Annotated in this window: 10 protein-coding genes and 4 tRNA genes; 9 read left to right on the plus strand and 5 right to left on the minus strand. The window is 45.6% G+C overall.

Features of this window, described 5'->3' with window-relative positions; genetic code table 11:
- Window positions 1-44: 44 nt before the first annotated feature.
- Window positions 45-2,387 (minus strand): LPS assembly protein LptD, encoded by a 2,343-nt coding sequence (lptD, locus tag A3CS_RS0101040; RefSeq protein WP_012820903.1) that lies wholly within the window; start codon window positions 2,385-2,387, stop codon window positions 45-47.
- A gap of 65 nt (window positions 2,388-2,452) precedes the next feature.
- Entirely contained in the window at window positions 2,453-3,013 is a 561-nt protein-coding gene (locus tag A3CS_RS0101045) for a DNA-3-methyladenine glycosylase I (protein ID WP_005546873.1), read from the minus strand.
- A gap of 198 nt (window positions 3,014-3,211) precedes the next feature.
- On the opposite strand from A3CS_RS0101045, the gene A3CS_RS0101050 reads away from it, so the two are divergent.
- Window positions 3,212-3,817, plus strand: a complete 606-nt coding sequence (locus A3CS_RS0101050) for a YagU family protein (protein ID WP_005546875.1) — start codon at window positions 3,212-3,214, stop codon at window positions 3,815-3,817.
- A gap of 52 nt (window positions 3,818-3,869) precedes the next feature.
- Here A3CS_RS0101050 and lysA read toward each other — a convergent pair whose 3' ends face one another.
- Both lysA and lptM read right to left on the minus strand, forming a co-directional pair.
- Entirely contained in the window at window positions 3,870-5,120 is a 1,251-nt protein-coding gene (lysA, locus tag A3CS_RS0101055) for a diaminopimelate decarboxylase (protein ID WP_005546877.1), read from the minus strand.
- Between the two features lie 17 nt (window positions 5,121-5,137).
- Window positions 5,138-5,257: an LPS translocon maturation chaperone LptM gene (lptM, locus tag A3CS_RS1000000112155; protein WP_005540691.1), complete on the minus strand. Its 120-nt coding sequence runs from the start codon at window positions 5,255-5,257 to the stop codon at window positions 5,138-5,140.
- Between the two features lie 122 nt (window positions 5,258-5,379).
- Between lptM and cyaY the strand changes: the two genes are divergently transcribed.
- From cyaY to gyrB, 3 genes are all read left to right on the plus strand, one after another.
- On the plus strand, window positions 5,380-5,694 hold the full coding sequence (gene cyaY / locus A3CS_RS0101065; protein ID WP_005540693.1) for an iron donor protein CyaY: 315 nt from the start codon (window positions 5,380-5,382) through the stop codon (window positions 5,692-5,694).
- On the plus strand, window positions 5,691-7,580 hold the full coding sequence (recQ, locus tag A3CS_RS0101070) for a DNA helicase RecQ (protein ID WP_005566895.1): 1,890 nt from the start codon (window positions 5,691-5,693) through the stop codon (window positions 7,578-7,580). Before cyaY ends, recQ begins: the two co-directional genes overlap by 4 nt.
- Window positions 7,581-7,676: 96 nt before the next feature.
- Entirely contained in the window at window positions 7,677-10,097 is a 2,421-nt protein-coding gene (gene gyrB / locus A3CS_RS0101075) for a DNA topoisomerase (ATP-hydrolyzing) subunit B (RefSeq protein WP_005546883.1), read from the plus strand.
- Between the two features lie 54 nt (window positions 10,098-10,151).
- On the opposite strand, the gene coaA is transcribed toward gyrB, so the two are convergent.
- A complete protein-coding gene (gene coaA / locus A3CS_RS0101080; RefSeq protein WP_005546885.1) occupies window positions 10,152-11,066 on the minus strand; it encodes a type I pantothenate kinase in 915 nt (304 codons plus the stop codon).
- A 255-nt stretch (window positions 11,067-11,321) separates the two neighbouring features.
- Here coaA and A3CS_RS0101085 point away from each other — a divergent pair.
- From A3CS_RS0101085 to tuf, 5 genes are all read left to right on the plus strand, one after another.
- Window positions 11,322-11,397, plus strand: a tRNA-Thr gene (locus A3CS_RS0101085).
- A gap of 30 nt (window positions 11,398-11,427) precedes the next feature.
- Window positions 11,428-11,512, plus strand: a tRNA-Tyr gene (locus A3CS_RS0101090).
- A gap of 40 nt (window positions 11,513-11,552) precedes the next feature.
- Window positions 11,553-11,627: transfer RNA gene (locus A3CS_RS0101095), tRNA-Gly, on the plus strand.
- A 3-nt stretch (window positions 11,628-11,630) separates the two neighbouring features.
- Window positions 11,631-11,706: transfer RNA gene (locus A3CS_RS0101100), tRNA-Thr, on the plus strand.
- A 93-nt stretch (window positions 11,707-11,799) separates the two neighbouring features.
- Complete coding sequence (gene tuf / locus A3CS_RS0101105; RefSeq protein WP_014167500.1) at window positions 11,800-12,984, plus strand: elongation factor Tu; 1,185 nt, start codon at window positions 11,800-11,802, stop codon at window positions 12,982-12,984.
- The last annotated feature ends 41 nt before the right edge of the window (window positions 12,985-13,025 follow it).

Raw genomic sequence — 13,025 nt, forward strand, 5'->3', positions numbered from 1 at the left:
AACCATGAGCAGAATAACTCACGGTTTTTTTATTTTTTCCCTTTCTAGTAAAGACTGAAGGCTTGTAAATACGGCAATTTTCCGCGTTTTAATAACTCTTCGATACCATTTTTGTGATCGTTACCAAATCCCCGCAACTGGAAGGTGACGCCAATACTGTTATCATAGAAAATTTCATCATATTTTTGATTTTGGCGGCTGGTGACATAACGTCTGGCGCCTACACCGATGCTCCAACAGCAGGAGTTGTATTGTACGCCAAGGTATTGTTCCACCGGTTTCTTCAGCGCCAAATCCTGATAATAACGCCCGACCACCGCCCAATTGTCGGTGATTTCCCACGCTGCCTGCACGCCCAATTGTTTAATATCCTGATTATAACGATTAGCGCCGACATCCAGGTTTTGATCGATATATCTTTGGCTTGCGTAACGGTAAGTTAACTGAATTAAATTCTCTTTTTGCGGATTCCATTCTAATCCGGTATTTGCCAATGAAACCTGTTTTAACTGCGGATCATATTGATAACTTGCGCGCCAACGCCATTGGTCGCTTATTTTCCAGTTGGATTCCAATGCCCATGACGAAGATGCGCCGGAGGTTTTATTATTCGGGTTATCATCAATGCGGGACGGCTTTAAATAAAAGGTTTGCCCGATGGAAAAATTGAAGCGTTCTTCTTTTTCCACATCAAAGAAACGTGTAGTCCCTCCCAATGTTACCTGATTGGCAGAGGCTATTCGGTCCAAACCGCTGTAACGACCGTCACGGAATAAGGAGAAATAATCCTGTTGCAATAAAGTAGAATCGTAACCGAAACCAAGATATTGCGGATTTTTAGGTCCGATATTGCCTTGATTCTTATAAGGGCGATATAAATATTGAACGCGCGGTTCGAGGGTTTGGGTATAACCGTTGAACAAGATTTTATTGGATGCCAATACCGTTTGCAATTCTACTTTAAACTGCGGTAATACACGGGTTACGCTGCGTTCCACCTTTTCATCTTCAGAAACAATCCTTCCGTTCTTTTGCTGATAATGGGTTGCGTAAAGTTTGGTTTCAAAGTTAATGCTGCCATAACGATTGGATAAGGTTTTGTTTAAGCCGGGTTCCAAATGGAAACGCCAGGCTTTTGGCATCTGAATGCTGTCGTTATCAAAGCGTGCCGCTTGCGAAAAAAGTTTGAAATCCAGGTTATTCCATAAATTATTTTTGTAATAATTGAAATCAATTTGCGGCAAAGTACGATATGGACCAATGGCCACTTCATCGAAAATCTGGAATTGTTTTGCCGAAATGGCAAGGTTGTAATTCGGTTGATAGTAGGCAATACGCGCTTTTTGATCGGCATAACCATCCGTACTGCTGCCGTATTCGGAATCAAAATCGGTGAAATAACGCTTGTCGCTGACCCGTGTATAATCCACATTCAAGCGCCAATTTTCCAAAAAGCTGGAACTGTGTAACCAGTGCAATAAATGGCGTTTGCGATTTTCTGCCGTGTAATCCGTTAATCGATCATTGCCTAAATATTCACCGGCAATTTTCCCTTCACCGAGTGGTGTTAAATAACGAAATTCGCCGTTGAACTGCCAACCCCGTTTTGACATATATTTCGGCGCAATGGTAGCGTCGTAATTCGGCGCGATGTTCCAATACACCGGTTGTGCATAGAAATAACCGTCGCGGCTGGAATGTCCGGCGGTAGGTACCAACAAACCGGAACGACGGCGATCGCCGATAGGCAGTTGGAAATACGGTGTGTAGAACACCGGTACACCATGCACGCGAAAACGGGCGTGCCACATTTCCGCATATTCTTCTTTCACATGTTGGCGCATTTCGCTGGCGTAAATAGACCAGGCATTATCATTCGGCAAACAGGAGGTAAAAGTGGCGTTTTTCATTAAGCGGTAATCTTCGCGCAATTCCACGCTTTTCGCCGAACCGCGCCCTTGGCGATCAACAAATTGATAATCGGCGTGTTGAATGTCGGTATCTTTGCTGTTGAGATGGATTTTGGCATCGCTGCCGAGTAAGTTGATTTGGTTGTCGCGATAATCAAATCCGCCGCGCGCAAAGGCATAACGCTGCACATTGCCGCCTTCGCCCGATTGTTGCATTTCCACCGCCGCGGATTTCAAATGGCGGTTACCTTGTTTGATGTCCACATTGCCTTGATAAAGGGCGCTGCTCGGCTGATTGATTTCTACTTTATCCGCTTCAATGTACACCGGCTGATCATTCGGATCGCCGGTCACCACTTCTCCGGTAAAATGCGGTACGCCTAATAAACATTGCTGATTCAAGTCTGCTGCGCTGTCGGCAGTATAAAGTGCGGTCAAAATTGACAGTGAAATTAACGTGTAATAATTTTTCTTCATCGGACAACCATTATTTGAGCCAAATTTAATGGGATTATACTGTAAAACGTAGGGGATCGCATTGTTTAATGTGGCGTTTTGTACGCGCACGCATTCCAGTGATCATCCACCAACCCCATGGATTGCATAAACGCATAACAGGTTGTCGGACCGACAAACACGAAGCCGCGTTTTTTCAGGGCTTTGGATAACGCGATTGAGGTTGCCGTTTGCGCCGGCACATGGCTTAACTCGGGCACGTCATGAATTTGCGGCTGATGATTCACGAAAGACCAAATAAAATGACTGAAATTTTCACCGCACTTTTGCATGGCAAGAAACGCCCGCGCATTGGTGACGATTGCCTGTAATTTAGCGCGATGGCGAATTAAGCCTGTATTTTGCATACAGTGATCGATATCGGCATCAGTCATTGCTGCGACTTTGTGCGGATCAAAATGGAAAAACGCCTGCCGATAAGCTTCCCGTTTTTTTAATACCGTAATCCACGACAGGCCCGCTTGCTGCCCTTCCAGACACAGTTTTTCAAATAATTTGCGATCATCAAATTGTGGTTTACCCCATTCGTTGTCGTGGTAATCCTGATAAATTTGTGAGTTTTCCGCCCATGTGCAACGTTTTTTCATAGGACTTCCTTTATATGAATATTTTTTGGTTTGACAGAAAAATAATGACTTTATTATAAAAATATTTCTTCGGCTAATAGTTAATTAAAATGAATAAAACTTGACTAAAATAAAAAAATACTGAGAATATTAGCCGCACTTTTATTTCATCTAAAGATAAAAGTGAATAGCGTTTAATTAAATTTAGAGGGATATATTATGTCTGGATTATTTGTTCAAACTGATCCGTCCCGTCGTCGTTATAGTGTCGCGGCGTTCGTGGCGATTATCGCCGGTGTGGTTTCTTCATTCGTAAAATGGGGCGCCGAGCACCCATTCCCACCACGTAGTCCGTTGGATTTATTCACCGCTGCCTGTAAAGATCCCAGCCAAGCCCTTGAGGTTTGTTCCCGTGCATTTTTAAACCCGCCGCATGTTTTCTTACGTGATTATATCGGTATTAATCCGACGGAAGCGGTGTTTACTTTCGCCGATTACGGATTTAACTGGATTGGCGTGACCCACATTACTTTCTCGGTTGTATTCGCACTGTTCTATTGTATCGTCGCAGAACGTTTCCCGAAAATTAAATTATGGCAAGGTATTCTGTTCAGTATTATTTGTAATATTGGTGTTCACTATATCGCTTTTCCATTACTTAATTTAACACCACAAATATCTGAGTTACCTTGGTATGAACATGTTTCCGAATTTGTCGGCCATGTTTTTTGGTTCTGGAGCATTGAGTTAATTCGTCGTGATTTACGTAACCGCATTACGCACGAGCCGGATCCGGAAGTGCCGTTAAATCAGCCATATCGTTAATCGAAACAAAAATCCTGCAAATGTATTTGTGGGATTTTTTATATCAGTTTGACTATGGCAACAAACTTTCCAGTCGCCACAATTCATTTAACGCTTCACGGCGGCGGATTAAATAGGCGTTGTCGCCGTCCACCATAACCTCCGCCGTTCTCGGGCGGGAATTGTAGTTGGAAGACATACTGGCGCCATAAGCTCCCGCAGAGCGTTGGGCTAAATAATCCCCTTCCGCAATGGCAAGTTTACGTTGTTTGCCGAGGAAATCCGAGGTTTCGCAAATCGGCCCCACCACGTCATAAATTTTCTCTTCGCGCGCTAAAGTGCGGTCGATTTCCAGAATGTTCATATAAGCCTGATATAACGCCGGGCGAATCATGTCGTTCATGCCCGCATCTACAATGGCGAAATTACGGCTTTCGTTGGATTTTAAATATTCCACTTTGGTCACCAAAATCCCCGCATTGGCGGTGATGGCGCGACCAGGCTCAACGATAATTTCCAACTCGTTGAACGCACTTAATTTTTCCCACAGGGCTTTGGCGTATTCCGTCGGGTGTGGTGGCGTTTCGTCGGTGTAAGTGACGCCTAAACCGCCGCCCAAATCCAAATGTTTCAACTGAATGCTGTCCTGTTTTAACTGTTCCATGAGCATGATTAACCGATCGGCGGCATCTAAAAATGGTTGTAATTCCGTGAGTTGCGAACCGATGTGACAATCCATACCGACAATTTCAATATTCGGCAGCGTTGTGGCTAATTTATACACCTCACGTGCCTGTTCCACACTCACACCGAACTTATTTTCTTTTAAACCGGTGGAAATGTAAGGGTGGGTGTGGGCGTCCACATCAGGATTGACGCGTAAAGATATGGGTGCGATTTTGCCTATGTCGCCGGCGACTTGATTAATGCGTAACAATTCTGCTTCCGATTCTATGTTAAAGCAACGAATGCCCACTTCCAGCGCGCGGGCGATTTCCCGGCGGGATTTCGCCACGCCGGAAAACACCACTTTATGCGCCTCACCGCCGGCGGCAAGCACCCGTTCCAATTCCCCTTGGGACACAATGTCAAAGCCGGAACCCAGTCTTGCCATGATGTTCAAAATAGCAATATTCGGATTGGATTTCACGGCGAAACACACTAAGTGCGGATGGTTTCCAAAGGCGTTCTCAAAAGCATACCAGTGGTGCTCAAGAGCGGCTTTGGAATAAACATATAAGGGCGTGCCGAACTCCTCGGCAAGTTGTTTGACCGGCAGATTTTCCACCATAAGTCGATCATATTGATATTGGAAAAAGTCCATAACATCGCCTGTAAAAATTATTTGGTCGCCTGATCGGCTGAATCTTGCGCAGGAAAATACAACGGACCTTTCACGCCACAGCCACTGCTTAAGACACATAAGGTGACGAGTAAAAATAAGGAAATGAGTTTTTTCATCGGTTGCTCCTTGTTCTCAAATTTGACTGCTCTTTTTACCATTAAATCGGGCTTTGTGCTATCACAACGCGCAGAAAATCTTTATAATTCCCTCTTTACCAACATTTAGGGGAGTGGTTTTTATGAATATCATCGAGTTTCATCAGAAAATCGAGCAAGTTTGGGATGAAATTGAAGAACAACTGGAAGCGCAGGATTGCGATGTGGATTGCGAACGTCAGGGTTCCGTGTTCACCATCACCCTTGGCGATCGCAGCCAAATCGTGATCAACAAACAGGAATCGTTATTGGAATTATGGCTGGCGAGCCACAACGGCGGCTTTCATTTTGCCTATAAAGAAGACGGACGTTGGGTCAGTAACGACGGTTTGGATTTCTGGCAGGCGCTCACCGAAGCCCTTGCTAAACACGGCGAACAGGTTCAATTTAATCAATGAGCGACCTTAACCCGTCCAAACCAACAAAAAGTGCGGTAGATTTTGCCGATGAATCGTCGGTAAATTCCACCGCACTTCATGCTTCCGCATTGCACGTTTTGCATTCGGTTTTCGGCTATCAATCCTTCCGCAAAGGGCAGCAGGAAATCATCAATGCGGTACTTAACGGGCAGGATTGTTTGGTGATTATGGCGACGGGCACGGGCAAATCGTTGTGTTATCAAATTCCCGCCCTTTGTTTTGACGGCACGACGCTGGTGGTTTCACCGTTGATTTCCCTGATGAAAGACCAAGTGGATCAGCTGCGCGCCAACGGCGTGGAAGCGGATTATTTAAATTCCACACAAACCTTCGAAGAACAGCAACAGGTGCAGAATCGGGCAATTTCCGGGCAATTAAAATTATTGTATTTATCGCCGGAAAAAGTCATGACCAGCAGCTTTTTCCAATTTATTTCTTTATGCCAAGTGAGTTTTATCGCCATTGATGAAGCGCACTGCATTTCCCAATGGGGACACGATTTCCGTCCCGAATATACCCAACTCGGCGGCTTAAAAGGCAGCTTTCCGAACGTGCCGATCATGGCGCTCACTGCTACAGCGGATCAGACTACACAACAAGACATCCTGCAAAATCTCCGGCTAAATCGACCGCACTTTTATGTGGGCAGCTTCGATCGCCCGAACATTCGTTACACCTTGGTGGAAAAATTCAAACCCATGGAACAGCTTTGCCGTTTCGTGCTGGCGCAAAAGGGCAAGAGCGGCATTGTGTATTGCAACAGCCGCAATAAAGTGGAACGTATCGCGGAAACCCTGTACAACAAAGGCGTGCGGGCGGCGGCGTATCATGCCGGCATGGAAAACGGCTTGCGCGAAAAAGTACAACGGGATTTTCAGCGTGACAACATTCAAGTGGTGGTGGCGACCATTGCGTTCGGCATGGGCATTAATAAATCCAACGTGCGCTTTGTGGCACATTTTGACCTGCCGCGCAGCATCGAATCCTACTATCAGGAAACCGGTCGTGCGGGGCGCGATGATTTGCCGGCGGAAGCGGTATTGTTTTACGACCCGGCAGATTATGTGTGGCTCAACAAAATGCTGATGGAAAAGCCGGAAACGCCGCAACGGCAGATTGAACAGCACAAATTGCAAGCCATCGGTGAATTTGCCGAAAGCCAAACCTGCCGTCGTTTGGTTTTATTGAATTATTTCGGCGAACATCGCCAAACGCCCTGTCAAAATTGCGATATTTGTCTCGATCCGCCGAAAAAATATAACGGCTTGTTGGATGCGCAAAAAATCATGTCGGCGATTTATCGCACCGGTCAATGTTATGGCGCGCATTATGTCATCGCCGTATTGCGTGGCATGAACAATCAGAAAATTCGTGACCAACACCATGATCAATTAAGCGTGTACGGCATTGGCAAAGAACATGGCACGGAATATTGGCAGTCGGTATTGCGCCAGTTGGTTCACTTGGGGTTGGTACGCCAAATCATCGGCGAATACGGCAACACCTTACAATTAACGGAAAACGCCAAACCGATTCTACGCGGAGAAGAACCGCTGGAATTGGCAACTCCTCGCCTGTCTTCCATTGTCACTACCGCCATGACGCCCAAAAGTGCGGTGGGTTCTTACGACAAAGATCTGTTTGCCCGCTTGCGCTTTCTGCGTAAACAAATTGCCGATAAGGAAAATATTCCGCCGTATATTGTGTTTAACGACGCAACGCTACAAGAAATGGCGCAATATCAACCTGTCAGTAACATTGAAATGCTGCAAATCAACGGCGTTGGCGCCATTAAACTGGAGCGTTTCGGGCAGGCATTTCTCACCTTGATCCGCGAACATAAAAGTGCCCGCGCCGGCGAATAATCCCCGCCACCGCTTCGGCGCACTTATTTTTAGCTAATTGCACAAAATTTTGCTATAATCCCGCCCGATTTTTTACGAATTACACAGAGAAGAATTATGTCAACAAATACTCCTGAAACTTATGGTGCAAACAGTATTAAAGTGCTGAAAGGGCTTGATGCGGTGCGTAAACGTCCCGGAATGTATATCGGTGACACAGACGATGGAACGGGTTTACACCATATGGTTTTTGAAGTGGTGGATAACGCCATTGACGAAGCCTTGGCAGGGTATTGCGACGACATCGTAGTCACTATTCATTCCGACAATTCCGTTTCCGTGCAAGACGATGGGCGCGGTATTCCGGTGGATATTCATCCGGAAGAAGGCGTTTCCGCTGCCGAAGTGATCATGACCGTGTTACACGCCGGCGGTAAATTTGACGATAACTCCTATAAAGTATCCGGCGGTTTGCACGGCGTGGGGGTATCCGTGGTAAACGCGCTGTCCGACAAGTTACAGCTCACCATTCGCCGTCAAGGCAAGGTGCACGAGCAATTTTACAGCCTCGGCGATCCGCAAGCGCCGTTAGCCGTCATCGGCGAAACCACGCAAACCGGTACCACCGTGCGTTTCTGGCCAAGCCCGACTATCTTCACTAATATTGAATTTGAATACGATATTTTAGCCAAGCGTTTAAGAGAGTTGTCTTTCTTAAACTCTGGCGTGTCCATTCGTTTAATTGACGAACGTACCGACAAACAAGACCACTTCCATTACAAAGGTGGCATTCAGGCGTTCGTTGAATATATCAACCGCGGTAAAACCCCGATTCATCCGAAACCTTTCTATTTTTCCGCTGAAAAAGATGGCATTGGTGTAGAAATTGCGTTGCAATGGAACGACGGTTACGCGGAAAACATTTATTGTTTCACCAACAACATTCCGCAACGGGACGGCGGTACGCACTTAGCCGGTTTCCGTGGCGCAATGACCCGCACCTTGAACAACTACATGGAAAACGAAGGCTACACCAAGAAATCCAAAGTGGCGACTTCCGGTGATGATGCCCGTGAAGGCTTGGTGGCGGTGATTTCCGTGAAAGTACCGGATCCGAAATTCTCTTCTCAAACAAAAGACAAACTGGTTTCCTCCGAAGTGAAAAGTGCGGTGGAATCCCTGATGAACGAATATTTACAAACCTATTTGTTAGAAAACCCGAACGATGTAAAAATCATCGTGACCAAAATTATTGATGCCGCGCGTGCCCGTGAAGCCGCCCGCAAAGCCCGCGAAATGACCCGTCGTAAAGGCGCGTTGGATTTAGGCGGCTTGCCGGGCAAATTGGCGGATTGTCAGGAACGCGATCCGGCGTTATCCGAGCTTTACATCGTGGAGGGGGACTCTGCGGGCGGTTCCGCAAAACAAGGGCGTAACCGTAAAAACCAAGCGATTTTGCCGTTAAAAGGGAAAATCCTGAACGTGGAAAAAGCCCGTTTCGACAAAATGTTGTCTTCTGCGGAAGTGGGCACATTAATTACCGCATTGGGCTGCGGTATCGGCCGTGACGAATATAATCCCGACAAATTGCGCTATCACAGCATCATCATCATGACCGATGCGGACGTGGACGGTTCCCACATTCGTACTTTATTGTTAACGTTCTTCTATCGCCAAATGCCGGAACTGATTGAGCGCGGTTACGTTTATATTGCCCAGCCGCCGCTCTATAAAGTGAAAAAAGGTAAGCAGGAACAATACATTAAAGATGACGAAGCGATGGCGGAATTTGAACTGGCGATTGCGTTGGAAAATGCCGCGCTTTATGTGAATGAAAGTGCACCGGGTATGCAAGGCGTGGCGTTGCAAAACTTGGCGTCCGAATATCTTGCCGTACAAAAAATGATTGCCCGCTTAACCCGCTATTATCCGGAAAGCGTGTTAAAAGAATTGATTTATCAACCGGCGTTGACCACTGCACTGATGCAGCAGGAAAGTGCGGTCAATTCCTGGGCCGATTCTCTGGTTGCCACCTTAAATATGAAAGAAACCGACGGCAGACATTATAGCTATCGTCTGCAATTTAACGCCGAACGGAATTTGTACGAAGTGGTATTAACGGTGAGAACGCACGGTATTGATACGGATTATTTCCTCAATTTCCAATTCGCCACCGGTAGCGAATATACCCGCCTAATCGCCCTCGGCGAAAAATTAGTTGACTTGTTGGAAGGCAGCGCCTATGTGATGCGTGGTGAGCGCAAAGTGGCGGTGGGCTCTTTTGAACAGGCAATTGAGTGGCTGATGAGAGAATCCCGTCGCGGCTTAATGATCCAACGTTATAAAGGCTTGGGCGAGATGAATCCTGAGCAACTTTGGGAAACCACCATGGATCCGAATATCCGCCGTATGTTGAAAGTATCGATTAAAGATGCCGTGGCGGCAGATCAACTTTTCACCACCTTAATGGGTGACGAAGTGGAGCCGCGTCGCGATTTCATCGAAAGCAATGCGTTAAGAGCAAATCTGGATATTTAAAATCCACTTTAAAAAAACACCGCACTTTCGGTTTAAAGTGCGGTGTTTTTTTCGTTATTTTCTTAGCTTCACCAATTCCACTTCATGGTTCGCCCCTTTTTTCAAAATAAGGTTCGCACGCTCACGAGTCGGTAAAATATTTTCTTTCAGATTCAATCCGTTAATTTCATCCCAGATTTTTCCTGCCGTTTCGGTGGCTTCCTGTTCGGACAGGTTGGCATAATGTTTGAAATAAGAACTCGGATTGGAAAACGCACTTTGGCGGAATTTCAGGAAACGACGGATATACCATTCTTTCAGTAATGTTTCTTCCGCATCCACATAAATGGAAAAATCCACAAAATCCGAAACGAACAGCTCATTGGCCTGATTTTTGTTCGGTTGTAACACATTCAATCCTTCCAGAATCAGAATGTCGGGCTGATCGATAACATTAAATTGATCGGGAACAATGTCATAGGTTAAATGTGAATAAATAGGCGCGCTGACATTGGGTTTGCCGGATTTTATGTCGGCTAAAAAATGAATCAGTTTCGGCGTGTTATAAGAAATCGGAAAACCTTTTTTATGCAGCAAATTATGTTGTTGCAAATAGGATAAAGGATGCAGGAAACCATCGGTCGTGATCAAATCAACTTTTCGCTCCTGCGGCCAATGGCTTAATAAGGATTGCAAAATCCGCGCCGAAGTACTTTTTCCTACCGCCACGCTACCTGCAATACTAATAATGTAAGGCACTTTCGGGCTTTGACCGCCAAGAAAACGGTGCAACACGTCCTGACGACGAATGTTTTCATCTATATAGTAGTTAATCAAACGGGTTAACGGTAAATAGATAGTACGGACTTCATCAAGGGAAAGTGCTTCGTTAATACCAAGCAACGGTTTGAGATCTTGCTCGGTTAATTTTAACGGTACGGATTTGCGCAATTCCGCCCAACGTTGTCGATTAAACGACAAAAACGGCATAAGCTGCTCCGAAATAGAATGAGAAACCGGAAATTCCACGTGTTGAATTACTCTTTTTAGCCAAATATAGGTTGCAAAATATACCTTATAAATAAGAGATTGAGCAGTAAAAATTTAGCATAATCAGGTAAATTAGACGAAGATAAATTGTTTTTGTTTGATAATTAAACGAATAATTGAAAAAAACTTTATTTACTAAAAAAAAACTTGTCAGGCATGAAAAAATCCCTATAATACGCGTCACTTGTTTTCGACGCCGACTTAGCTCAGTAGGTAGAGCAACTGACTTGTAATCAGTAGGTCATCAGTTCGATTCCGATAGTCGGCACCATTTCTCGCAATACAAGTTCAAACTTAGAGTGGAGGGATTCCCGAGCGGCCAAAGGGAGCAGACTGTAAATCTGCCGGCTCAGCCTTCGAAGGTTCGAATCCTTCTCCCTCCACCATTATCTAAGAGTAACCGATGGGACAGATGAATTAAGAACGGCGGGCATCGTATAATGGCTATTACCTTAGCCTTCCAAGCTAATGACGCGGGTTCGATTCCCGCTGCCCGCTCCAAGCGCTGATATAGCTCAGTTGGTAGAGCGCACCCTTGGTAAGGGTGAGGTCGGCAGTTCGAATCTGCCTATCAGCACCACTTCTTAATAATCTCTCCATTACAAATTTTAATACTTTGGTTAATCTGGTAAGTTGAACCATCGATAACCGTGTTTGTTTAGAGGGACTCTCAATGTCTAAAGAAAAATTTGAACGTACAAAACCGCACGTTAACGTGGGTACAATCGGCCACGTTGACCATGGTAAAACCACTTTAACAGCAGCTATCACTACCGTATTGGCAAAACACTACGGCGGTGCAGCACGTGCATTTGACCAAATCGATAATGCACCTGAAGAAAAAGCGCGTGGTATCACCATCAACACTTCACACGTTGAATATGACACCCCAACCCGTCACTATGCACACGTTGACTGCCCGGGACACGCCGACTATGTGAAAAACATGATTACCGGTGCGGCGCAAATGGACGGTGCTATCTTAGTAGTAGCAGCAACCGACGGTCCTATGCCACAAACTCGTGAGCACATCTTATTAGGTCGCCAAGTAGGTGTTCCTTACATCATCGTATTCTTAAACAAATGCGACATGGTAGATGACGAAGAGTTATTAGAATTAGTTGAAATGGAAGTTCGTGAACTTCTTTCTCAATATGACTTCCCGGGCGATGACACCCCAATCGTACGCGGTTCTGCATTAAAAGCGCTTGAAGGCGATGCCGCATGGGAAGAAAAAATCCTTGAATTAGCAAACCATTTAGATACTTACATCCCGGAACCTGAGCGTGCTATCGACCAACCGTTCCTTCTTCCAATTGAAGATGTGTTCTCTATCTCCGGTCGTGGTACCGTAGTAACGGGTCGTGTTGAGCGCGGTATCATCCGTACCGGTGATGAAGTTGAAATCGTGGGTATCAAACCGACTGCAAAAACCACCGTAACCGGTGTTGAAATGTTCCGTAAATTACTTGACGAAGGTCGTGCGGGTGAAAACATCGGTGCATTATTGCGTGGTACTAAACGTGAAGAAATCGAACGTGGTCAGGTATTGGCGAAACCGGGGTCAATCACCCCGCACACTGACTTCGAATCTGAAGTGTACGTATTGTCCAAAGAAGAAGGTGGTCGTCATACTCCATTCTTCAAAGGTTACCGTCCACAATTCTATTTCCGTACAACTGACGTAACCGGTACTATCGAGTTACCTGAAGGCGTGGAAATGGTTATGCCTGGCGATAACATCAAAATGACCGTATCCTTAATTCACCCAATTGCGATGGACCAAGGTTTACGTTTCGCTATCCGTGAAGGTGGCCGTACAGTGGGTGCCGGCGTGGTAGCTAAAATTATCAAATAATTGATAAGACAAACCAAAGTAAAACTGAAAAGGCGTATCGA

Origin of the sequence: Aggregatibacter actinomycetemcomitans DSM 8324, assembly GCF_000372365.1 — a bacterium.
GTDB classification, from domain to species: domain Bacteria; phylum Pseudomonadota; class Gammaproteobacteria; order Enterobacterales; family Pasteurellaceae; genus Aggregatibacter; species Aggregatibacter actinomycetemcomitans.

Excerpts from the sequence above, each read along its gene's own strand:
- lptD (WP_012820903.1), bottom strand. The coding sequence starts at position 2,387 with ATGAAGAAAAATTATTACACGTTAATTTCACTGTCAATTTTGACCGCA.
- A3CS_RS0101045 (WP_005546873.1), bottom strand. The coding sequence starts at position 3,013 with ATGAAAAAACGTTGCACATGGGCGGAAAACTCACAAATTTATCAGGAT.
- A3CS_RS0101050 (WP_005546875.1), top strand. The coding sequence starts at position 3,212 with ATGTCTGGATTATTTGTTCAAACTGATCCGTCCCGTCGTCGTTATAGT.
- lysA (WP_005546877.1), bottom strand. The coding sequence starts at position 5,120 with ATGGACTTTTTCCAATATCAATATGATCGACTTATGGTGGAAAATCTG.
- lptM (WP_005540691.1), bottom strand. The coding sequence starts at position 5,257 with ATGAAAAAACTCATTTCCTTATTTTTACTCGTCACCTTATGTGTCTTA.
- cyaY (WP_005540693.1), top strand. The coding sequence starts at position 5,380 with ATGAATATCATCGAGTTTCATCAGAAAATCGAGCAAGTTTGGGATGAA.
- recQ (WP_005566895.1), top strand. The coding sequence starts at position 5,691 with ATGAGCGACCTTAACCCGTCCAAACCAACAAAAAGTGCGGTAGATTTT.
- gyrB (WP_005546883.1), top strand. The coding sequence starts at position 7,677 with ATGTCAACAAATACTCCTGAAACTTATGGTGCAAACAGTATTAAAGTG.
- coaA (WP_005546885.1), bottom strand. The coding sequence starts at position 11,066 with ATGCCGTTTTTGTCGTTTAATCGACAACGTTGGGCGGAATTGCGCAAA.
- tuf (WP_014167500.1), top strand. The coding sequence starts at position 11,800 with ATGTCTAAAGAAAAATTTGAACGTACAAAACCGCACGTTAACGTGGGT.